Source organism: Streptomyces sp. NPDC045678, from assembly GCF_056432085.1.
Genome location: NZ_JBWKJS010000008.1, coordinates 44862 through 66944, shown reverse-complemented (window position 1 = coordinate 66944; position 22083 = coordinate 44862). Strand labels below are relative to the sequence as shown.

Sequence of the window (22083 nt, the reverse complement as noted above, 5' to 3'; positions counted from 1 at the left end):
CCCCCCCCCCCCCCCCCCCCCCTCCCCCCCCCCCCCCCCCCCCCCCCCCCCCCCCTCCCCCCCCCCCCCCAGGGCGCTCAGCCAGCTGTCCCGGTAGTCGTCGGCGCTCCAGTAGGAGAGGTCCATCGGGAAGTCCTCGGAGAAATCCCCCACCGTGATCCGGCCGACGGCCCCGGTGCCGTTCGCGGCCTCCTCCGCCGACGGCACCGAGATCACCTGGATCGAGAAGGCGTCACTTCTTGATGTAGTTGAGGTCCGCGTCGTAGGTGCCAATCCTCTGCCCCTTCTTGTTGAACACCTTCCAGCCGTCGGAGACGTTGTGGCCGTCGACGTCGGGAGTGATGTAGTTCTTGCCGTTGGAGAACACCTCTTGGCCATGGGAGTGGAAAGGCGCCCGCTGCGGAGGAATTCGGGTCTTGTAACCGAGTTCGGCCGCACGGTCCTTCGGCGTCGCGGCGTAGAGCTCCCTGCTCTTCTCGCTCCGCTTTCCGACCATGTCCGGGTGGTAGGGGTCCTTCTCCAGCGCGGGAGAAGAGGTGTACCCCTTGGGAAGGATCTCGTCTTCACAGGGGGTCAGCCCGAGCGGGTCGGACCACGTGTGCGGATTGTGTACGTAGGTGGCGTGGTTCGGGTCGGGGGTGAGCCCGAGCGGGTCGGGGGTGAGGTACCGGGCCGTCTCGGGGTCGTAGTGCCGGAAGTAGTTGTAGTGGAGGCCGGTCTCGGCGTCGTGGTACTGGCCGGGGAAACGGAGCGGCGTGTACGCGGTCGCGCCCCGGTTCCAGGCGGTCGCGCCCCAGAGGCTCGACCGGGTGCGCCAGGCGACGTCGCCCCGCTCGTCGAGGAGTTCGGTCGGGGCGCCGACGAGGTCGGTCACGATCGCGTAGAAGCGGCGGTCGACCTCGTGCTGCGTCGCGGTGGCGGCGTCGGACGTCCGCTTGCTCTCGGCCTGCGTCAGCGGGTGCAGGCCGTTGTGCTCCCAGGTGAGAGTGACCGTGTCCGCCGTGCCGGGAGCGTGGCTGGTCTGCTCGCACAGATTGGTCTCGTCCCAGGTGAAGTCCACCTGCTCGACGACGCTCTGCCCGTCGGGCGCCAGCCGCTGCTTCGCCGTCCGCCGCCCCAGCGGGTCGTACCGGTAGCGCCAGCGGGTCCCGTCCGGAGTGACCACCGACGTGAGCCGGTCCTGCACGTCCCACGCGTAACGCCAGGTGTCCGGCTTGCGGGAGAGACGGGTCTTCTGGCGCAGGACGATGCGCCCGGCCCCGTCGTACTCGTAACGGACACCTCCGGCGCTGCGGATGCGCGTGCCCGTGTACGTGCGTGCGCCCACGGCCTCCCGCCCCGGCATGGGGGAGGGCCAGGAGGCGCGGGTCTGGTTGCCGGCCGCGTCGTAGGCGTACGACTCGGACCAGCTCGCCGCGTGGACGGCGGTGACCCGGCCCGCCGGGTCGAGGTCGAAGCGGCGCGAACCGTTCAGCAGGTCGTCGATGCCGACGAGGTGACCGTCGGCGCGGTAGGTGTAGGCGCGGCGCTGGACCTGCCCCGCCGCTCCGGCGATCTCCTGGCTGGTCAGCCTGCCGAGCACGTCGAAGCCCTGCGTGAAGGCGACGTCCTCGCCGATCCTGCGGGACAGCTCCCGGCCCTCGGCGTCGTGGGTGAAGCTCAGGCGACGGCCGGAGGTGACGAGCTCCGCGCGGTTGCCCGCCGCGTCGTACGTCCACGTGCTCACCGCGCCGGACGGCGTGGTCCTGCCGGTGCGGCGGCCCAGGGCGTCGTAGGTGTACGTCGACGTGCGCCCGGCGACCGTCTCCGACGTGATGTGCCCCGCCGCGTCGCGCTCCAGGGTGAGGACCACGTCCGGCCCGTGCGCGCCGACCAGGTCGCCCGCGTCGTCGTACGTGTACGTGGTGATGTCCCCCGCCGCGTCCTTCGCCACCGTGCGCCCCAGGACGTCCCGCTCGAAGCGGATCGTCTCGCCGGACGGCAGGGTGCGCGCCGTCAGCCGGTCCGCCGCGTCGTGGACGTAGTGGAAGACCCGGCCGTCGAAGTCGTTCTCCGCGACCAGGCGCCCGGCCGGGTCGTACTCGTAGCTCCAGGTCAGCCCGAGCGGGTTGACGACCTTGCGCAGCTGGAGCTCCGCGTCGTGCTCGAACGTGTACCGGGCGCCGTCGGGGCCGGTGCGCGCCGACAGGAGGTCGAAGTGCGTGTACTCGAAGGTCGACACGCCGCCCACCGGATCGGTGTGGGAGGTGCAGTTGCCCTCCCCGTCGTACGTCCACGACTCGGTGCCGCCGTCCGCGGCGACGTGCCGGGCGATGCGGCCCTCGACCGTCCACTCCAGGCGCGTGACGGCGCCGGATGGTGCGGTCACCGTCGTCGGCCGGCCGAAGCCGTCCCGCACGTACCCGGTCGCCCCGCCCAGCGGATCGACGGTCCGCAGGGGAAGCCCCGCCGCGTCGCACTCGATCCGTGCGGTGTGGCCGAGCGGGTCGGTCACCGAGGTGAGCCGCCCGCGCTCGTCGTAGGCGAACCGGGTCAGCGCGGCGGCGGGGGAGAGGGTGCTGAGGTGGTTGCCCCGCTCGTCGTAGGTGTAGCGCCAGACCCTGCCGTCGGATTCGATGACCTCCACGGGCCGGCTGTGCTCGTTGTAGGCGATCCTGCTGCTGGTCCCGTCGGGGTGGTGGACCGCGACGAGGTTGCCGAGCGCGTCCCATGCGTAGCGGGTGGTGCGGCCCAGGCCGTCGGTCCTGGAGACGACCTCGTCACGCTCGTCGAACGTGTGCAGGACGGTGTGGCCCAGGGGGTTCGTCTCGGCGACGATCAGACAGCGGTCGTTGATGACGAAGCGCGAGGTGGCACCCGCGGAGGTGGTGACCTCCGTGACGCGGTGGCCGGGCCGGGCGGGGTCGGGCAGGTCGTAGGTGAAGGTGTTGGCGAGGTGGCCCGCCTCACCGCCCTGGGCGACACACCGGTCCCGGTCGTCGTACGTGTAGTCGTAGCGGCTGCCGTTGGAGTCCGTCCACGAGGTGATGCGCAGCTCGTCGTCGTACGTGAACCGCGTCGCCAGGCCCGACGAGTCGGCGACGGTGGTGAGGTTGCCGTCCGTGTAGTCGTACCGCTTGAGCACGACGTCCGCGCCGTCCGGCCCCGCACCCGCGAGCGCGAGAGCCGTGACCCGGTCGTCCGCGACGGCGAGTGTGAGGCGGTAGCCGTGGGAGTGCCGGAAGGCCAGCGGCCTGCCGTCGTCGCCGTACTCGATGTCGACGGTGTTGCCGTTGCGGTCCGACACCCGGGTGAGCAGCGCCGTGTCGTCGTCCGGCGCGGCGAAGCGCAGGGTGCGTCCCCCGGCCGGGTCGCCGATGAGGTAGCCGCCGTTGTCCAGGCGCTCCAGCGGCCTGCGCGGTCCCGCGTCGGGCAGGACGGGGGCGTCCGGTCCCGTGGGGTGCGGATACGTGAGCAGCATGCCGTCCTCGGTGACGAAGACGACGCCGTCCTCGTCGAGTTCGAGCCGCTGGTCGACCGTGGAGGTCCAGCTGGGGCCGAACCAGCCGCCGGTGCGGTAGCCGGAGGTCATGCGGCGGGTGAAGGACAGCGGCAGCGTGCCGGGCAGGGTGACGTCCGTGGCCTGGAGGTACATGTGGCCGGTGGCGACGTCGACCGGGTCGCCGCAGCCCTTGATCTTGCTCTTGGCGCGGTTGTACGCACCCTTCGCCCCGTCCTTGACCGCGGTGCGCGCGGACTTGAACCCCTTGAGTCCGCCCTTGAGTCCCTTGAGGCCCTTTCCGAGTTTGGCGGCGGTGGTGAGGCCCTTCATGCCGGGCACGCAGTCCATCGCCGCGAACGCCACATCCATCAGGCCCGCCTGGCCCTTTGCGTATTTGCTCAAGGTGTCGGCAAGGACGATCGCACCCGCGACGATGACGATGGCGGCGAGGATGGGCCCGCCGATGATCATCGCGATGACGCCGACGACGGCGACGACGACCTTGCAGACGGCGACGATGGTGTCCCAGTTGTCGGAGACCCAGTCGCCGACCTCCTCCCACCACTTGCGGTTCTGGATGCCCGCGTCGGACGCCTCATCGATCTTCTTCTTCGCCGTGCCCGCGGCCTCCTCGCGCATCTTGCGCGCGTCGGCGGCCATCTTCTTCGCCGCTTCGAGCGCGCTCTTGGCGGAGTCGACATCGCCCTGCGCGGACTTCTGGGCCTTCTCCGCGGAGTTCGCGTTGCGGGTCGCGGCGCGGACCTTGTCCTCGTCCGGCTTGGGGACGTCCTTGCCGCCGCCGGGCTTGTCCTTGTACTTGTCGGCTTCCTTGCCGGCCTTCTCCACCCAGGAATCGGCCGAGGTGAGACGGGACTTGGCGGACGACAGATCGGCCTGGGCCTCGCGGCCCTTGACCAGCGCCTTGTCGGCCAGGGACTGGGCGCGCTCCAGCTCGGGCCAGTACGCGGACAGCGCGTCGCCCGCCATCTCGTAGCTCTTCTTGAGCTTCTTCAGCTTGCTCGGGGCGTCCTCGAACTTCTCCGTGAACGCGTCCGCGGTCTTGCCCACCCACTTCAGGATGGCCTCGTCGCCCGCCATCCCCTTGATGTCCCGCAGCACCCGGCCGACGTCGTCCGCGAAATCGTGCAGGTTTTTGGCGAGCGACCGCACCCGGTGCGGATCACCCGGCGTCGGATCCTTCTCCAGATCAAGGACATGCCAATCCGACGGCCGGTGGCCCCCCATGCGCTTCCCCCGTTGTGCGAACTTTCCCTGTGCGAACTCACGATATCCACGGGGCGGTCGGGAACGCCAAGGGCCCCGCTCCGGACTGGAGCGGGGCCCACGGGGACGTACAGGGGGAAGCCGGATCAGAAGCGACGCGTGATCAGCGCGCGCTTCACTTCCTGGATCGCCTTCGTGACCTCGATGCCACGCGGGCACGCGTCCGTGCAGTTGAACGTCGTGCGGCAACGCCACACGCCGTCCTTGTCGTTGAGGATCTCCAGGCGCTGCTCGCCCGCCTCGTCACGGCTGTCGAAGATGAAGCGGTGCGCGTTGACGATCGCGGCCGGGCCGAAGTACTGGCCGTCGTTCCAGAACACCGGGCACGACGACGTGCACGCGGCGCACAGGATGCACTTGGTCGTGTCGTCGAAGCGCTCGCGGTCCTCGGCGGACTGCAGGCGCTCGCGCGTCGGCTCGTTGCCCTTCGTGACCAGGAACGGCATGACGTCGCGGTACGCCTGGAAGAACGGGTCCATGTCGACGACCAGGTCCTTCAGGACCGTCAGACCCTTGATGGGCTCGACCGTGATCGGCTTGCCCGGGTTGATGTCCTTGATCAGGGTCTTGCAGGCGAGACGGTTCTTGCCGTTGATCCGCATGGCGTCCGAGCCGCAGATGCCGTGCGCGCAGGAGCGGCGGAACGTCAGCGTGCCGTCCAGCTCCCACTTGACCTTGTGGAGGGCGTCGAGGACGCGCTCCTTGGGGTCGATCTCCAGCTGGAAGTCCTCCCACGTGGCGTCCGCCGAGACCTCGGGGTTGAAGCGGCGCACCCGCAGAGTGATCGTGATGTACGGGGAGTCGGCGAAGCCCGCCTCGGGCTTGGCGTCTTCCTTGTCGAGGGTCGGGGTAGCCATCAGTACTTACGCTCCATCGGCTGGTAGCGGGTCTGGACGACCGGCTTGTAGTCGAGACGGATCGTCTCCGTGCCGTCGTCGCCGACCTCGCGGTACGCCATGGTGTGGCGCATGAAGTTGACGTCGTCGCGGTTGGGGAAGTCCTCGCGGTAGTGACCGCCGCGCGACTCCTTGCGGGCGAGCGCGGACTGCGCCATGACCTCGGCCAGGTCGAGCAGGTTGCCCAGCTCGATGGCCTCCAGGAGGTCCGTGTTGAAGCGCTTGCCCTTGTCCTGGATCGAGACGTTGAGGTAGCGCTTGCGCAGCTCCGCGATCTTCTCCACGGCCGTCTTGATCGTCTGCTCCGTGCGGAACACCATGACGTTGGCGTCCATGGTCTCCTGGAGCTCCTTGCGGATCTCGTGGACCCGTTCGTTGCCCGAGGCGTCGCGCAGGCGCTCGACCTGGGAGACGACGAGCTCCTCCGGGTTCTCCGGGAGCTCGACGAAGTCGTTCTTCGCGGCGTACTCCGCGGCGGCGATGCCGGCGCGGCGCCCGAAGACGTTGATGTCCAGGAGCGAGTTGGTGCCGAGACGGTTGGCGCCGTGCACCGAGACGCAGGCGACCTCACCGGCGGCGTACAGGCCCGGGACGACCGTCTCGTTGTCCGCGAGGACCTCGCCCTCGACGTTCGTCGGGATGCCGCCCATGGCGTAGTGCGCGGTCGGCTGGATCGGGATCGGGTCCGTGTAGGGCTCGATGCCGAGGTACGTACGCGCGAACTCGGTGATGTCGGGCAGCTTGGCGTCCAGCTGCTCCGGCGGGAGGTGCGTGAGGTCGAGGTAGACGTGGTCGCCCTCGGGACCGCAGCCGCGGCCCTCGCGGATCTCCGTGTAGATGGAGCGGGACACGACGTCACGGGACGCGAGGTCCTTCATGACCGGCGCGTACTTCTCCATGAAGCGCTCGCCGTCCTTGTTGCGGAGGATGCCGCCCTCACCGCGGGCGCCCTCCGTGAGAAGGATGCCCATGCGCCAGATGCCGGTCGGGTGGAACTGGAAGAACTCCATGTCCTCCAGCGGCAGACCGCGCCGGTAGCAGGCCGCCTGGCCGTCACCGGTGAGCGTGTGCGCGTTCGAGGTCACCTTGAAGAACTTGCCGGTGCCGCCGGACGCGTAGATCACGGACTTCGCCTGGAAGACATGGATCTCGCCGGTCGCCAGCTCGTACGCGACGACGCCCGCGCTCCGCTTGACCCCGTCCACCTCGACGATGAGCTGGTCGAGGACGTAGAACTCGTTGAAGAACTCCACACCCTCCTTGACGCAGTTCTGGTAGAGGGTCTGGAGGATCATGTGGCCGGTGCGGTCCGCGGCGTAGCAGGACCGGCGCACGGCGGCCTCGCCGTGGTTACGGGTGTGACCGCCGAAGCGGCGCTGGTCGATGGTGCCGTCCGGGGTGCGGTTGAACGGCAGGCCCATCTTCTCGAGGTCGAGGACCGCGTCGATGGCCTCCTTCGCCAGGATCTCGGCGGCGTCCTGGTCGACCAGGTAGTCGCCGCCCTTGATCGTGTCGAAGGTGTGCCACTCCCAGTTGTCCTCCTCCACGTTGGCGAGCGCGGCGGCCATGCCGCCCTGCGCGGCGCCCGTGTGGGAACGCGTGGGGTAGAGCTTGGTGAGCACGGCGGTGCGGCTGCGCTTCGTCGCCTCGATGGCGGCGCGCATGCCGGCGCCGCCCGCGCCGACGATGACGGTGTCGTACTTGTGAATCTTCACGGGAGTCGCCTCGGCTTTAGCGGATGTTCGGGTCGAAGGTGAAGATCACCAGCGTGCCCAGAAGGATGGTGAACACCGTGGCGGTGTACAGCAGGCCCTTGAGCCACAGACGCGTGTTCGGGCGCTCCGCGTAGTCGTTGATGACCGTGCGCAGACCGTTGGCGCCGTGCAGCATCGCGAGCCACAGCATCAGCAGGTCCCAGACCTGCCAGAACGGCGAGGCCCAGCGGCCGGCGACGAACGCGAAGCCGACCTTCGAGACACCGCCGTCGAGCACCAGCTGGATCAGCAGGTGGCCGATGACGAGGACGACGAGGACGACACCGGACAGGCGCATGAAGAGCCATGCGGCCATCTCGAAGTTGCCGCGGGTCGAGCGCGGGGTCTTGGAGGTGCGCTTGCGCGGCGCCTCGATGACCGGGGCCGGGTTGTCGGAGTCGTAGAGCGAAGCGCCCTCGACGGGACCGATACCGGACGTTCCGGACTTCTCAAGCGTGGTGTCAGCAGACATGTCCGGCATCAGCTCCCGAAGACTTCGCGTACGGCGTGGCCGAGGACGGGGTAGAGCGCCCCGACCATCAGGACGACCCAGATGCCGACGACGGTCCAGAGCATCTGCTTCTGGTAGCGGGGACCCTTCGACCAGAAGTCGACGGCGATGACACGCAGGCCGTTGAGCGCGTGGAAGAGGATGGCGGCGACCAGGCCGTACTCGAGGAGTGCGACGATCGGCGTCTTGTAGGTGCTGACGACATCGTCATACGCCTCCGGGGAGACGCGGACGAGAGCGGTGTCCAGCACATGCACGAACAGGAAGAAGAAGATGAGGACGCCGGTGACTCGGTGAGCCACCCAGGACCACATTCCTTCCCGGCCGCGGTACAGCGTTCCAGCCGGCACGGCAGAACCCTCCGGGAGCGGGGATTGGGGCCAGCCGGCTTTGGGTGGTCGGACGGGCCCGGCCGGGTACGGTCCACCGGCCGCTCGTCATCGTATCGACGAGTTGTCGGTAGCCCTGCCCCGGGTCCGCCGCTGTGATGGAACAGGCAATCAAACAGGCACGTACGGGCTATCGGGAAGCGCTTGCGATCGCTGTCCGTGGGCGGCGTGTCCCGCGGTCTGCGCGCCCCTTCCCGCGGCCTGACGGAGGACGAGCCTGGTCAGACGGCCCCTGGCGACGTGGCGCAGCTCCTCGGCCGCGACGGCACTCTCCTCCTCGGGATCGTTGCCGAGGCGTGACCGAATGCCGGAGAGCAGATGGTCGAGGGCCTCCTCGGGCGCGACGTCGTCCAGGCAGATCACGAAGGAGTGCCCGAAGCGGCTCTCGTACGCGGCGTGGGCGGCGCGCAGGGCGGTGTGGGCCGCGGTGTACGTGGTGTACGGAGCGCCCCCGTCACCCTGGTGCGGAACGAAAGGATCAAGGGGTTCGCAGGCCAGGGCCTCGGCGAGGTCGTCGGGTGCCAGGTCGTACGCCGCCTCGTCGGAGGCCGCGAGCAGGGCTTCGAGGTCGGGGTAGGGCCGGTGGGCGGCGACGCTGCGGGCCCAGCGGCGGCTGCCGCAGCAGGTGAGCAGGGCGGATTCGGCCGCGTCCGGCGTGGCGGAGTTCAACTGGTGCGGGTGCAGCGTGCGCTCCTGGGCAGGGGGCGGCAGAGGTGGGGCCATACGGGTGTGGGGGTGTCGCAACGGTATCGAGGCGTGCTGACGGTTGTCCGACGGGTGAGCGAATTTCACCCGAATGGGAGAGTTTGGCGTCACGATGTGGACGAGCCGGGTGGGCGGACGCGTCGTAGCGTGGCGGTATGGCTCTGACTCTGGACTCGCCTCCGACTTCAGAATCGGCGCGGCGAGGTGACCGGTGAGGCGCGGCCCCGTCGCCGCCGCGGGCGGCGTCGCCGTCGCGGGAGCGGTGGTGCTTGCCGTCGGGTTCTGGCCCGGCGGCGACCACGACGGCTCGGACCGCGCGGCCCCGTCGGGCGGCAGGTCCGCCGCCGCGCCCTCGACGAGCCCCTCCAGGAGCTACGCCCTCTCCAAGGCCCCGGCCGTCATCCCCGCCGTGCGCGAGCACACCGCGGCGCGCGGCCCCGGCTGGCGCCCCGACGAGGGCAGGGGACGGGTCGTCGTCGGTGACGGCGACCTCGCCGACGAGGCGAAGCTGCTCGCGGACGAGCTGAAGCTGAAGTACGGGGGAGAGTCCGGCCCCCGCAAGGGCGACGTACAGCTGACGCTGTCCGAGGGCGACCAGGGCAAGGACGACAAGGGCGAGGGCGGCGACGAGTCGTACACGCTGACCGTCAAGGGCGAGCAGGTGCGGATAGCCGCGCCCGCCGAGGCCGGCGTCTTCTACGGGACCCGCACCCTCAAGCAGGCGGTGAGCGGCGGCAGGACCGCCCCCGAGGGCGTCGTACGGGACCGCCCGGCCAAACCGCAGCGCGGCTTCATGATCGACACAGCCAGGAAGCACTTCGACCTGAAGTGGCTCGAGGACCGCATACGCGAGCTCGGGGATCTCAAGTACAACCAGCTCGGCCTGCACTTCTCCGACGACCAGGCGTTCCGCATCGAATCGGACTCGCACCCCGAGATCGTCTCCTCCGACCACCTCACCAAGGACCAGGTCCGCGGCCTCGTGAAGCTGGCCGCGAGCCGCCACATCACCGTCGTCCCGGAGATCGACTCGCCGGGGCACCTCGGCGCGGTCATCCGTGAACACCCCTCCCTCCAGCTCCGCGATGCCCGCGGCACGGTCACGCGCGGCGCCGTCGACATCTCGAAACCGGAGGCGGCGAAGATCGTCGACGATCTCCTCAAGGAGTACGCCGAGCTGTTCCCCGGCGCGTACTGGCACCTCGGCGCCGACGAATACCTCGCTCTGACGGTCAAGAACCCCGAGGCGTCCTACCCGCAGCTGGCCGCCGCGGCCCGCGAGCGCTACGGCGCCGACGGACGCGTACAGGACCTGGCCACGGGCTGGCTCAACGACCGCGCCGACACCGTGCGCCCCTTCGACAAGAAGCTGAAGGCCTGGAACGACGGGTTCTTCCGGGGCGGCAGCACCCGGGCCGCCGACGACCTCGAGGTCGCCTACTGGACCGGCAAGGAGATCGGCGCGCGCGAACCCGACGAGTACCTGAAGGCGGGCCGCAAGCTCGTCAACTACAACGACGAGTACCTCTACTACGTCCTCGGCCAGCCCAACACCTTCCGCTACCCGACCGGTCAGCGGATCTACGAGAGCTGGACCCCGCTGGTCGTCCGCGGCACGAAGCCGGTGAGCGAGCGGTACGACGACCAGATCCTCGGCGGCACGTTCGCGGTCTGGGGCGACCTGGCGGGCGCGCAGACCCAGGAGCAGGTCGCGTCGGGCATCCGCATGCCGCTGCGCGCCACCGCGCAGAAGCTCTGGGACTCCAGGAAACCGGCCCTGGCCTGGAAGGATTTCGTGAAGCTCGCCGACGAGCTCCGGTGACCCCGGGACGGCCCCGGGCCGGACCCGAGTCCGACGGCCGCATTCTTGCCTTCCGGTAGCGAACTTGCCTGTATCTGTGGTGTATTCGGCCGGGAACGACAAGATTGCGGCACGGAGTGCGCGGGACAGGGCGGGGGCGCGGCATGGGCTACTGGGGGTACTACGTCGTCGGGAGAAGCGAGCGGCCGCTCGTGGAGCTCGCGGCGGTGGAGAGCCTGCGCGACGAGCTGACCCTCCTGGACCGGCGGCCCGACGGGTGGCAGGTGTGGGAGGTGCCGGGCGGCGACGGCGGTGACGGCAACGGCGCGCCCGACGTCGGCAACATGAACACGCTGGCCCGCGAGTCGGGCGCGCCCGCGCTCTTCGGATACGTCATGGACAGCTCCTGCGTGATCATCGAGGCGGCGGCGCCCGAGAGCGGGGCGTGGACGACGTGTCTGGCGCGGCGCGCGATGGCGGGCTACGTCGGCGGCGCCGAACTGACCGTCGAGGACTACTTCCTGGAGCCGCGCGACGCCGCCCAGCGGGCGGTGGCCTGGGCCGCGGAGTCGGGCAGGACGGTGCCCGCGGGCCCCCTGCTCGACGTACTGAACGCGGACGCCGAACCCTCCGCGGAGGAACTCTTCTTCCGCTTCCTCGACCGGCTGGGCGTCGTGCGCCAGTGACGTTCCCGGGGCGGCGCACGCAGTAAGGGGCAGCGCAGGGTCCGTGACGGGGGATCCGTGACGGGGGAGACGTACAGCATGAGCCTGGTGGAGCTGATCGCGCAGGCCGACGAGCGGGGCCTGGCGGCGAGCGGGCTCGCCTGCCTCGACCGGTGCGTGCCGGTGCTCGGCGGTGACGACGACGTGCTGCGGCCGCTGTGGGCGAGGCTCGCGGAGGGCGGTGACTGGAGAGAGCCGCTTGCCGAGGCGCGCTCCGCGCTCGGCGCCGAGGGGGCCGCCGCGGTGCCCCGCGCCGGGACGTCCCACGAGGCCGCCACGCTGACCCGGCGCATGCTCGACGCCGTCCCCCCGGGACCTTCGGGTGCCGAGATCCGGGAGTGGGCGGACGGCTGCTCCGTCGCCGCGCTCCAGGTGCACCGTCTCCTCGACACCGCGCCCGCCGACGGCACCCGCTCGGTGGCGGCACGCCGCGAGGGCCGCACGGACGCCGTGTCCACCCTCACCTCCCCGCTGGTCGCGGCCGAACTCCGCCGCCAGGTACGGATCCTGGAACTCCTCGCCAACAAGGGCGCGGGCCCCGTGGCCGGACTGCGGCAGGCCCTGGACGTGTCCATGGAGGGACGGCGCGTGCTGCGGGCGGTGGTGTCGCGGCGGGCGCGGGGGCGCGGCTGAGAGCGGGCGCGGGGCGCAGCCGGGAGCGGTGCTCAGTCCTCCTTCGCGGGGAGCTCGGTGGTGCAGGTGGCGCGTCCGTGGGCGCCGGACGCGGTGGCGCGCTGCCGGTGCTCCCCATGGACGGAGAGCGCGCAGGTCGCCTCGCCGCCCTGCCGGCCGAGCCGGATGCTGAGGGCGGGGTCCTCGCCGAGCGGGACGCGCACGGTCTTCCGCCACGGCAGGTCGACCCGCGCCTCGACGCCGTCGCCCCCCGCGGCACCCTCCGCGACGTACGAGACGTCGGCGGTGCCCGTGCCGGTGACGCGGTACGTCACCGAGGCCGTGGGCACGGAACGCCGCTCCGGCTCGTCCTCGCCGACGAATCCGAGGACGACGAACCCGGCACAGATACTCAGCAGTATCCCGCCCACGGCTAACACCCGACGGTTCGATATCTCACCGACCACCGTCGGATCATCCGGATCTTCCGGAATGACGACTTCCCCCAAGCCGTCGCTTTCTCTGCTCCCCATCGCGTTTTCGGTCATGTTCTCGGTCCGCATGTTTCCCCACCCCTGGTTGAATCGGGCCGGTTATACAACACGTCCAAGGGCGACCACCAGGCTGCGGAGAAATCGGACGTTTTCCTGGTGCGATCGAGCTGCCTTTCCGGCTGGTACGGGACGCTTCAGTTGTGCCGATGGTTGTACGCGGCGTGGCACTTTCCCTGTGAAAAGAGGCACTGGCCGAAGCCGTCATGGCGGGGAGGCGCCTTCCGCTTCGGTAAGTGGAGGGTGCGCTGTGTGCTCTCGGCCGTGGACGTGAAGGAGTGGGGTCGTGGACGGAGAGGGCAGACAGGGACAGGTGGCCGGTGCCGCGGAGATGAGGGGGCGGGCCCGGGGGTTCGTCGCTCAAGTGACCGCCCGGAACCGGCTGCCGCTCGATTTCTCCGTCGCCAGCCTCCGCATCGTCGACTTCCTCGTCGACGGCCTCCGCAAGGGCGGGCGGCCGCGGGCCGAGATCGCCGGGACGCTCTTCGGGCTCGGCGCCTATGTCGGGGAAGTCCTCGTGCGCAGGACCGGTGCCGTCTGGATCGACTTCGACAGTGAGCAGCGGCAGTTCTTCGGGCAGCCCGTCGGCGTCCGGATGCCGGACGGCCGGGTGTGGAATCCCCTGGGGAAGGTCGTCAATTGCCTCGAGCGAGGCGGAACGGATGGCTCCGAAGTCTCGCTCCAGACCTTTTATCTCACCTTGCCGGGCCGCGTTCGCCACGTGGCGTGAAGTCGGTGGCTTCGGCGTGCGGACGGCTTATCGAAGCTTCTTGAATTATGGGGGGCTGCGGCACAGTTGGCCGCGGTGCGGGGAACACGGGGAAGAACGGGCGCAGGCGGGGCGCGGGCACGGTGGGCCGTGCCGACGGGGTGAAGAGGAGAGCGTGGCGCAGGGTGGGGTGCATCGCCGTACAGCGGCTTACGACGAGGAGCTGACTCGGGCTCTGGGAGCAGCACGGGAGGGAGACGAAACCGCTTTTGCCTTTGTCTATCGGCGTGTTCATCCCGGACTTCTCGGTTATGTGCGCGGACTCGTCCGCGACGACGCGGAAGACGTGGTCTCGGAGGCCTGGCTGCAGATCGTGCGTGACCTGGACCGGTTCCAGGGCGGCGGCGCCGACTTCCGCCGCTGGGCCGTGACCGTCGCGCGCCATCGCGCCATCGACCATCTGCGACGGGCCCGGAGCAGACCCCGCGGCACGCTGATCGAGCAGGAACTGCTCGACATCCCGGCCCAGGACGACACCGTCGCCCGCGCCCTGGAGACGCTGTCGACGGAACGCGTGCTGCGCATGGTCGCCTCCCTGCCGCCCGACCAGGGCGCGGCCGTCCTGCTGCGGGTGGTCATGGGGCTCGACGGGCCGTCCGCCGCGCGCGTCCTCGGCAAACGGCCCGGGGCGGTGCGGGCCGCGGCCCGGCGCGGGACCCGCCGTCTCGCCCAGCAGTTGGCGCGGTGCGCAGGGCCCGCGGGCCACGTTTCCCTTGATTCCCGCTGGAGAGCGTGAGACGGGTGGTGACAGCGGTCGACGAGTGGTGAAGTCTGCCCAAATGGACTGTCACGCAGTTAATCTGACGGCTCCTCATGTGTCGACCGGCCGACCCGGCCACGGAGAGGCCCGTGCCTGACGAACTCGGATTCGACGAGCTGCTGGACGACGGTGGCCTGATCGCCCGGCTGCTCGGCAGGACCGCGGCCGGGCGCAAGCGGGAGCTGCTCTACGGCCACGGCGCCGACCTGCCCGTCGTACTCCTCGTCGGCGGACCCGGCATGGGCAAGGGACGGCTGCTGCGCTGCATACGGACGCGGTTCGGGCCGCGCGTACCCACCGCGTACCTGGACTGCGCCCAGACCGACGCGCGGGAGCTGGCCGAGGAGCGGCCCGGCAGCCGCTCGGAGGTGACCGAGGTGCTGCTCAAGATCGCGCTCCAGTACGGCGACTGGGGCGGCGACGGGGGCGGGATCGCCGTGCCGCGGCTGTACGCCGGACTCGCGGCCGTGGCGGCCAGTGACCGGCTCGCCCGCGCCGCACCCCTGGTGGACGAGGTGGGACGGCTCGACGGGATCCTGCCGCCCGGCTCCTTCTGGCGCGGGGTGCTCAAGGGGACGGCCAGGAACTACGTGGGGTACCTGGCGGGGCTCGTCACCAGCCCGCTCGCCGGGCCCTTCCTCAACGCGCTGCTCGACGGCCTCTTCGCCCGCGTCTCCACGGAGGGCAGGGCGGCGCTCGCCGCCTGCTACGGCGAGTACCCCGGCGCGGGCGGCCACCCGCAGGCCGGGCTGCGGGCGCTCGGCGAGGACTTCCAGCAGGGCGGCGAGGCGCGCCGGATCGCCGAGGGGTTCCTGTTCCGGGCGCTGCGGCAGGACGTCGACGCCGCCTACCACGGGGTGCGCGGGCGCATGTCGCGCGTGGGGCGCCCCGCCCTGCTCCTCGACCACGCGGACGGCTCCCTGGGCCGGCGCCTGGTGAAACCGGCCCTGGAGGACCGGGAGCGTGGGCACCACGACCGGCTCGTCGTCTTCGCGACGGCCCGGCGCGAGGACGGCGGCCGCTTCCTCCACCGGGCCGGCAGCAGCCACGACGGCATGGCGGCCTGGCAGCCCTTCACCGGGACGCTCCCCGAGTGGAGCCGTCCGCCGGGCGGCGTCCCCGACCACGCGCCCCTGTGGCGCGGCGTCCTCCTCGTACGCATGCCCGTGCTCACCCGTGACCGGCAGAAGGACGAGATCGGCCGGCTGCGGGGCGGCCACGACCAGCCCGACAACGCCGTCCGGCTCCGCATCCACAGCGGTGTGCACCGGCTGAGCGGGGGCCGGCCGCGGTTCGTGACCCGGCTCGGCGAGGCCACCGCCGCCACCGTCTTCCCGACGCCCGAGCAGTGCACCGACTGGGCGATCCTGGACGCCCGGGTCCGCGCGGGCGAGGACGAGCAGGGCCGCCCCGTCGCCGACCGCCCGGTGGCCGACGTACTGATCGACGAGCTCGTCGACCGGCAGCGCCCCGAGGAACTGCCGCCGGAACACCGCAGCCACTGGCTCGACCTGCTCACCCACCTGTCCGTCGCGCACGACGTGGAGTGCGCCCAGACGCTGATGCGCGCGGTCCAGGAGGACCGCACCGAGCGGCTGAACGCCTACCGCATCGCCGAACTCCTGGAGGACACCGGCTGGCCCCGCTGCCCCCGGCACTTCATCGGCGACCTCGGCCTGCGCCGCCTCCTCACGCGGCGGCTGTACCGGCTGCGCGAGCGGGGAGCCGCCTGGCACGCCGACCACGCGCTGCTCCAGGGCCACTACCGCGACCTGGGCGACCGGCACCCCGACCCGCTGTTCGTCACCGCGGCCGCCCACCGGATGCACCATCTCCTCGCCTCCGACGGCGCGGACCTCGTCACCCGCTACCTCGCGGACGCCTTCCGCACCCGCCCCGTCGACGAGTGGTGCGAGGAGCTCCTCGCCATCGCGGACGCCGCGCTGATCGGCGTCGACGACGACCGGTACGCGCGCGCCCTCGGCGAGACGCAGGTGCGCGGCGACACCCTGCGGCGCCACGTAGACCGGCTCCTGCACGCCGTGTGGCTCACCGAGGACCGGACGCGGCCGCTGGAGGAGATCGTGCCCGGCGTCCTGCGCGGGCCCCTGCGGGACCTCAGCGAGGAGCTGGCGCGGATCGCCGACGAGGCGGTGCGCCACCAGGGGCCCGAAGGGGCCGACGTGGCGCGGGCGGCGGACGGGGCCGCCCTCCTCATCCGCATGGCCCGCGACTGGGGCGACCGGGCCGAGGACAAGCAGCCGCTGAAGCGGTGCGTGTGCACGGAACACATCGGCTTCGGCTGACCGGCTTCGACCGGCCGGGCCATTCACCGAGAGGGAGGGCAGCGTTGAGGCAGTTCGGCAACTGGCTGTACAACACGTTCCTGGCCAACTGGATGCGCAGGATCCTCACGCTGCTCGGCCTCGTGGCCGCGGGCGTACTCCTGTACGTGTTCCTGCCCCCGTTCGGCGAACCCGAGAGCTGCGCCACGGGCGTCGAGAAGCACGGCGGCGAGTGCGTCGGCGTCAACGGCACCGGCTACGCCTTCGGGACACCGGAGATCGACAAGGTGGCCCGGGCCATCGCCAAGGAGAACGAGGAGTTCGTCGGCGACAAACCGCACGTCACCGTGGCCCTGATGCTGCCCCTCCAGCCCGACATCGACGCCGAACGCATACAGCTGCGCAGCGAGATCCAGGGCGCCTACCTGGCCCAGTACCGGGCCAACCGCGAGGAGAACACCCCGCTGCTGCGGCTCGTCCTGGCCAACCCCGGCGACTCGTACGCCCAACAGGAGCGCGTCGTCGACCAGTTGGCGGGCATGGCGGACGACAAGGAGGAGAACCTCCGCGCCGTGACCGGCTTCAACCTCAGCCTGGACGCCACGAAGAAGGCCATCGCGCGCCTCACCAACGACCTGCACATCCCGGTCCTCGCGAGCCGCGTCAGCGCCGACGAACTCGCCAACCCCGAGCGGGGCGCCAAGGACCCCTATCCCGGCCTCGCCCGCATCATCCCGACCAACCGCCAGCAGGCCGACGCGCTGGCCAGCTTCCACGGCCGGCTCAGGGACGAACAGACCGTGCTCGTCAGGGACAAGCGACCGCACGACATCTACAACAACTCGCTCGCCAAGGCCTTCAGCCGCGACGAGGAAGGGCCGCCGGGACCCAAGGACCAGACGTTCGAATCGCCGTCCATCACCGACCCCGGAGACACCGGCAACGACTTCACGCTCATCGCCCAGAACATCTGCCAGTCCACGGCACGCTACGTCTACTTCGCGGGACGCCCCGTCCACCTGCGGCTCTTCGCCCTGAAGCTGGCCGACGTGCAGTGCCGCGGCAAGAAGTACACGATCGTCAGCGGCTCGGGCGCGGCCACCCTCAACCGCTACCTGAAGGACGGCGACTGGGAGCGGCTGCGGGGCGGCGGCAAGGAACCCGTCGTCACGGTGCAGTACGCGGCGCCGGGCCACCCCGGCGCCTGGAACCGGGAACTGCGCGGCACGAAGGGCGCGAAGGACGCGGAGGCGCGCGCCTACCTCACCGAACCCCAGGCAGAACTGGACAAGCTGCGCGCGCTGATCGACAAGGGCGGTGCCGGCGACATCGGGCCCGTTCCGCTGGAGGACTCGCGCACCATGCTGGTGTACGACGGCACGCGCACGATCGCCAAGGCGGTGCTGCTCGCCAACGCCCAGACCGAGGGCACGGTGCCGCCCCTGAAGCGGGTCTCCGACATGTGGCAGCGCCTCGAAGCGGTCAACCGCGTCCGCGGGACCAGCGGCTGGATCTGCTTGACCAACGCGGGGAACGCCTACGACAAGCCCGTGGCCGTCGTCGAACTCGACCCGCGCACCGAGAAGCTGCGGATCGTCGGCGTCGGCTGGCCCAAGGGCAGGCCCCAGCCGCAGGACTGCCGGGTGCCCAGCGAGACGGACTGACCGGCCCGCTCCGGAACGACGTGCGCGCCGCTCCCCGCCGGACGGGGGCGGGGAACGGCGCGGAGCGTCACGGCGTCAGCGACTGGCCCAGCCGGGCGCCCGCCGGGGTGCCGAGGAGCGTACGGCCGTAGTAGACCCCGCTCGCGCCGGGAACGCCCGAACTCCCGCTGTCCAGCTGGAGGATCGTGCCGTCACCGGCGTCCTCGCCCTCGACACCGATGGCCGGGTCGGCACGGCCGGTGCCGGACAGGTCGGCCAGCGTCACCGAGGACCCGAGGCGGTCGCCCGCCTCGGTGGAGCCGGGCACGTCGGGCTCGTCCTGCGAGAAGGCCAGCGCGCCCGTACCGGTCAGACCGGACGCCGAACCCTTCAGGAGCAGGGAGGTGCCCGCGTCCGCGCGGTTCTTGTCGGCGCGGGTGATGTCCTCGCCCGGGGCGCCCGTCAGGACGTCCGCGTAGCCGTCGAGGTTGTAGTCGCCCGCCGCGACCGACCAGCCCATCGCGTCGCCCGCCTCGGCGGCGCCGGGCACCCCGGACGTCGCCTGGTGGACCGTCTTCATGCCGGTCGTCGTGAAGCCCGTCGACGTACCCGGGACCACCGTGACCTGGCCGCCCGCGTGGGCACCCGACTCCGAGGTGTACGGCTGGCCGATGACCAGGTCGTCGTAGCCGTTGCCGTTGACGTCGCCCACGGCGACCGAGCGGCCGCCGGGGACGGAGAGCACGCCGACCCGGCTGAGGCCCGAGCGGCCGCCCCTGAACCAGGCGACCTTGCCCTTGCCCGCCTGGTCGCGGTAGGTCAGCGCGACGTCCGCGTACCCGTCGCGGTTGAAGTCGCCCGACGCGGCGTCAGGGTACGCGATGGCCGTGTCGCCCGAGGTGAGGCTGCCGCCCGACTCGTGCTCCGCGTCGAGCCGCGCCGCCCACGAGCCGCCGGTGCCCGTCGACGCGGCGAACACGTCCGCCTTGCCGTCGGCGTTGAAGTCGCCGGACGCGACCGCGGCGCCGAACCGGGCACCGGGGTAGTGGAAGTCGGGCGACAGCTGCATGTCCGTGCCGGACGTGAACGTCGGCCCGTACAGCATCGTGACCGCGCCGCGGTCCTTGTTGGCCGCGTCGTCCTCGCCCGGGGCGCCGATGACGAGGTCGGCGTACCCGTCCGCGTTCAGGTCGCCCCACGCGGTGGCCGCGCCCCAGTCGTCACCGGTCTCGGAGGCGCCGGGGACGCCCTCGCTGGCCTGCGTCAGGGAGATCCTCGAGGCGCCGACCGGCCCGCCGAGCCCGCCCGGGACGACCGTTACGCGGCCGCGGTTCGAGGACGCCTTCGGGGTGCCCGCGATCAGGTCCGTGATGCCGTCGCGGTTGTAGTCGGCCGTCGGAACGGCGGAGTTGCGGCCCGCGCCGCTCGCGAAGCGGCGTATCTCACCGAGCTTCGCGTACAGGCTCTGGCCGGGGCAGAGGGTCGCGAAGCCGTCCCGGTGGCCGGAGACGGTGTTCAGCGACGCCCGGTCGCCCTTCTTCCACACGCCGGTGTCGCCCGCCGCGGTCAGCGTCACCTTGCCGGCCGGGTCGCCGCCGTACTGGCCGAGCTTCCAGGCCGCCACGCGCGCCACCGACTCCAGGGCGGCGCGGCTCGGCTTCCCGGCGGGCTTGTCCGTCGCCGGGTCGCCCTCGAAGTCGCCGAGGACGGCGATGCCCGCCGAGTCGCCGTTGAAGCCGTAGGTGTGCGCGCCGCGCACCGGCAGATCGATGCCGCCGGCGCGGCCCTCGAAGACCTGGCCGCACTTGTCCACCAGGAAGTTGTAGCCGAGGTCGTTCCAGCCCTCGGTCTCCAGGTGGTACGTCATGATGCCGCGGACCAGCGACGGGGACTCGGCGCAGCTGTAGTCGTTCGAGCCGACCGTGTGGTGGACGAAGACCGCCTTGACCTTCTCGATGTACTCCGGCGGGTCCTTGACCTTCGACTCGTCGGCGCCCCAGGCCGCGCGGCCGATCACGGGCGGCCTGGTGACCGTCGACGGCGGGGCCGTCGGCTTGGTCGGGGTGGGGTCCGGTTCCGGCGGCGGAGTGCCGGCGTCCGTCGGCGGGGTGCCGGTCGGGTCCGCGGACTCCGAGGGGGCGGCGGGGTCCGTCCGGCCGGGCGTCGGGGCCGGAGTGTCGGCGGCGAAGGCGGCGGGAGCCATGGCGGTGCCCTTGGCGGACCTGCCGCCGGGCGTGCCGGTGCCGCCGTCGAGCGCCGGGTTCTTCGCCTCCTTGGCCGTCACGCCCGGGTCCACGAGGTTGACCTCGAGGCCCTCGGGCAGCTCGGAGCCCGCCGACCCGTCGGCCGCGACGACGCGGACCTCGACGCCGTCGGAAGGACCGACCCAGAGGGGGTCGGACGCGGCGCGCTTGCCCCCCTCGCCCTGCTCGACCGGATGGGTCTCCAGGTCCAGGGCCCGCCAGCCGCTCCACGCCTCGGAGCCGACGGCGCGCGTGCGCACCTGCGCCGTGCCCGACAGCTCCTCGCCGGTCCCGTCCCACGAGACGCCGAGGAGGGAGAACAGCTCGGTGGACGTGCGCGGCAGCCCCCGCTTCGTCGCGCCGTCCGCCTCGAGCGGGAGGTCGTGCACGCTCGTCGGGCGCTTGGCGCGCGGGTCGACGCCCGGGCCCTCCCCGTCGCCGGGGCCGGCCACCGCGTACGTCACCGCACCCGCACCGCTCAGCGCGACGGCCCCGATCGTCAGCCACGCCCTGCGCTTGAGACTCAGCGGTCTGTACGCGTGCGTGGTACGCGCCTTTTGACGCGGTTTGTGCGGGCTCAATTGCCCCACCCCTCAGCGAAATTCAGGTGAACACAGCGAGTCCGTACGACTGGCCGAGCGGGGAAATGGTTGTAGCGGCACGGGCGATTTGTCGCGTGATCTATCCCGCACGCCCCGGCGGTGACACGGGGGCGGGTCGGTGCGCTGGGTCATGTGAGAGTTGTGTGTGCTGAGTGCGGGTGGGGCTTGAAGTGGGGGAACGGGTGGCGGAACGAGTGCGGACCGGGGCACGGGCGGCCGGAGGGCGGCTGCGCAGGACCGCGGTCTGCGTGGTCGCGGTGGGCGCGGCCGTGGGCGGGCTCCCGTCCTGCGGCACGGACCGCGAGGCGACGTACGCCGGAGGCACCCTCGAAGAGCTCGTGCCCGCGGACGAGACGCGCGGCAGGGAGCTCGCGACCGAGGCGATGACGCTGTTCCGGGAGACGGAAACCGTCCGCATCGGCGTCGAGATGGACACCCCGAAGGGCCACCAGAAGGTCTCCCTCCTCATGGACCGCGACAGCAACTGCACGGGGACCTTCGACGCGGGTCCCGCGCAGCGCGGCGACATCATCATGGTCGCGGGCGGTGCCACGTACGTGCGGTTCAGCGAGGCGGCGCTCGCGGAGATCCGGCGGATGGCGGCGAGCCGCGGCCCGGAGACCGCGGCGCGGGTCCGGGAGCGGACGGCGCTGGCGAGCGGAAAGTACCTGAAGATACCGACGGGGCCGGGCGGGGGCGCGCAGCGCGTGATGCCGGTGAACAGCTGCGACCTCGACAAGTTCACCAGCGCGATGCCCGGGAGCCCGGGCCCCGACGACGTCATCAAGGCCCTCCCCGAGACCCGGCGGCACGGTACGGCCGTCATCCCGCTCGTCGAGAACGAGGAGGAGGGGGACGAGACGTCGGTGTACGTGGCGGCGAAGGGCGAGCCGTACCTCCTCGGCGTCGACACGGAGCAGAACGGCACCACCATGAGGATGCGCATGTCCGAGTACGGCGAACCGGTCTCCGCGGTGGCCCCGACGGCCGCCGAGACGCTCGACATCTCGCGGATCGGCCCCGGCGGCGGAGGCCTCTTCGAGGTCTGATCCCCGCCGGCTCCCGCTGTGAC

The 22083-nt window shown here is 71.4% G+C and carries 16 protein-coding genes; 8 read left to right on the top strand and 8 right to left on the bottom strand.

Features of this window, described 5'->3' with window-relative positions:
* Positions 1 to 232 precede the first annotated feature (232 nt).
* The 6 genes from AC07DO_RS26860 to AC07DO_RS26835 form a co-directional block, all read right to left on the bottom strand.
* Complete coding sequence (locus AC07DO_RS26860; RefSeq protein ID WP_479063320.1) at positions 233 to 4726, bottom strand: DUF6531 domain-containing protein; 4494 nt, start codon at positions 4724 to 4726, stop codon at positions 233 to 235.
* 125 nt (positions 4727 to 4851) lie between these two features.
* Positions 4852 to 5622 carry a succinate dehydrogenase iron-sulfur subunit gene (locus tag AC07DO_RS26855; RefSeq protein ID WP_479063319.1) on the bottom strand — a complete coding sequence of 257 codons (771 nt, stop codon included), beginning with the start codon at positions 5620 to 5622 and terminating at the stop codon, positions 4852 to 4854.
* A complete protein-coding gene (sdhA, locus tag AC07DO_RS26850) occupies positions 5622 to 7376 on the bottom strand; it encodes a succinate dehydrogenase flavoprotein subunit (protein ID WP_479063318.1) in 1755 nt (584 codons plus the stop codon). The genes AC07DO_RS26855 and sdhA overlap by 1 nt, the downstream gene beginning before the upstream one ends.
* 16 nt (positions 7377 to 7392) lie before the next feature.
* Positions 7393 to 7887 (bottom strand): succinate dehydrogenase hydrophobic membrane anchor subunit, encoded by a 495-nt coding sequence (locus AC07DO_RS26845; protein WP_150216612.1) that lies wholly within the window; start codon positions 7885 to 7887, stop codon positions 7393 to 7395.
* A gap of 8 nt (positions 7888 to 7895) precedes the next feature.
* A complete protein-coding gene (gene sdhC, locus AC07DO_RS26840; RefSeq protein ID WP_150185849.1) occupies positions 7896 to 8276 on the bottom strand; it encodes a succinate dehydrogenase, cytochrome b556 subunit in 381 nt (126 codons plus the stop codon).
* A gap of 150 nt (positions 8277 to 8426) precedes the next feature.
* Positions 8427 to 9038 carry a 2-oxo-4-hydroxy-4-carboxy-5-ureidoimidazoline decarboxylase gene (locus AC07DO_RS26835; protein ID WP_479063317.1) on the bottom strand — a complete coding sequence of 204 codons (612 nt, stop codon included), beginning with the start codon at positions 9036 to 9038 and terminating at the stop codon, positions 8427 to 8429.
* Positions 9039 to 9231: 193 nt separating this feature from the next.
* Here AC07DO_RS26835 and AC07DO_RS26830 point away from each other — a divergent pair, with 193 nt between their 5' ends.
* The 3 genes from AC07DO_RS26830 to AC07DO_RS26820 all read left to right on the top strand — a co-directional run bounded on the left by AC07DO_RS26830 (position 9232) and on the right by AC07DO_RS26820 (position 12179).
* Positions 9232 to 10842, top strand: a complete 1611-nt coding sequence (locus AC07DO_RS26830) for a beta-N-acetylhexosaminidase (RefSeq protein ID WP_479063316.1) — start codon at positions 9232 to 9234, stop codon at positions 10840 to 10842.
* Positions 10843 to 10985: 143 nt separating this feature from the next.
* A complete protein-coding gene (locus tag AC07DO_RS26825; protein ID WP_479063315.1) occupies positions 10986 to 11507 on the top strand; it encodes a hypothetical protein in 522 nt (173 codons plus the stop codon).
* 78 nt (positions 11508 to 11585) lie between these two features.
* A complete protein-coding gene (locus AC07DO_RS26820; RefSeq protein WP_479063314.1) occupies positions 11586 to 12179 on the top strand; it encodes a hypothetical protein in 594 nt (197 codons plus the stop codon).
* Positions 12180 to 12211: 32 nt separating this feature from the next.
* On the opposite strand, the gene AC07DO_RS26815 is transcribed toward AC07DO_RS26820, so the two are convergent.
* Positions 12212 to 12589 carry a hypothetical protein gene (locus tag AC07DO_RS26815; protein WP_479063313.1) on the bottom strand — a complete coding sequence of 126 codons (378 nt, stop codon included), beginning with the start codon at positions 12587 to 12589 and terminating at the stop codon, positions 12212 to 12214.
* Between the two features lie 451 nt (positions 12590 to 13040).
* On the opposite strand from AC07DO_RS26815, the gene AC07DO_RS26810 reads away from it, so the two are divergent.
* The 4 genes from AC07DO_RS26810 to AC07DO_RS26795 all read left to right on the top strand — a co-directional run bounded on the left by AC07DO_RS26810 (position 13041) and on the right by AC07DO_RS26795 (position 18187).
* Entirely contained in the window at positions 13041 to 13439 is a 399-nt protein-coding gene (locus tag AC07DO_RS26810; RefSeq protein ID WP_479063642.1) for a hypothetical protein, read from the top strand.
* 154 nt (positions 13440 to 13593) lie between these two features.
* The gene (locus tag AC07DO_RS26805; protein ID WP_479063312.1) at positions 13594 to 14214 is read left to right on the top strand and encodes an RNA polymerase sigma factor; all 621 of its coding nucleotides are present in this window, start codon (positions 13594 to 13596) and stop codon (positions 14212 to 14214) included.
* Positions 14215 to 14327: 113 nt separating this feature from the next.
* A complete protein-coding gene (locus AC07DO_RS26800) occupies positions 14328 to 16544 on the top strand; it encodes a hypothetical protein (RefSeq protein ID WP_479063311.1) in 2217 nt (738 codons plus the stop codon).
* 44 nt (positions 16545 to 16588) lie between these two features.
* Positions 16589 to 18187, top strand: a complete 1599-nt coding sequence (locus tag AC07DO_RS26795; protein ID WP_479063310.1) for an amino acid ABC transporter substrate-binding protein — start codon at positions 16589 to 16591, stop codon at positions 18185 to 18187.
* Positions 18188 to 18254: 67 nt separating this feature from the next.
* On the opposite strand, the gene AC07DO_RS26790 is transcribed toward AC07DO_RS26795, so the two are convergent.
* The gene (locus tag AC07DO_RS26790; protein WP_479063309.1) at positions 18255 to 20990 is read right to left on the bottom strand and encodes an FG-GAP-like repeat-containing protein; all 2736 of its coding nucleotides are present in this window, start codon (positions 20988 to 20990) and stop codon (positions 18255 to 18257) included.
* 203 nt (positions 20991 to 21193) lie between these two features.
* Between AC07DO_RS26790 and AC07DO_RS26785 the strand changes: the two genes are divergently transcribed.
* The gene (locus tag AC07DO_RS26785) at positions 21194 to 22060 is read left to right on the top strand and encodes a hypothetical protein (protein WP_479063308.1); all 867 of its coding nucleotides are present in this window, start codon (positions 21194 to 21196) and stop codon (positions 22058 to 22060) included.
* Positions 22061 to 22083 lie beyond the last annotated feature (23 nt).

Bases quoted from the DNA above. Each gene is read 5' to 3' on its own strand.
- AC07DO_RS26810 (WP_479063642.1), top strand. From the start codon at position 13,041: ATGAGGGGGCGGGCCCGGGGGTTCGTCGCTCAAGTGACCGCCCGGAAC.
- AC07DO_RS26860 (WP_479063320.1), bottom strand. From the start codon at position 4,726: ATGGGGGGCCACCGGCCGTCGGATTGGCATGTCCTTGATCTGGAGAAG.
- AC07DO_RS26855 (WP_479063319.1), bottom strand. From the start codon at position 5,622: ATGGCTACCCCGACCCTCGACAAGGAAGACGCCAAGCCCGAGGCGGGC.
- AC07DO_RS26820 (WP_479063314.1), top strand. From the start codon at position 11,586: ATGAGCCTGGTGGAGCTGATCGCGCAGGCCGACGAGCGGGGCCTGGCG.
- AC07DO_RS26845 (WP_150216612.1), bottom strand. From the start codon at position 7,887: ATGTCTGCTGACACCACGCTTGAGAAGTCCGGAACGTCCGGTATCGGT.
- AC07DO_RS26835 (WP_479063317.1), bottom strand. From the start codon at position 9,038: ATGGCCCCACCTCTGCCGCCCCCTGCCCAGGAGCGCACGCTGCACCCG.
- AC07DO_RS26825 (WP_479063315.1), top strand. From the start codon at position 10,986: ATGGGCTACTGGGGGTACTACGTCGTCGGGAGAAGCGAGCGGCCGCTC.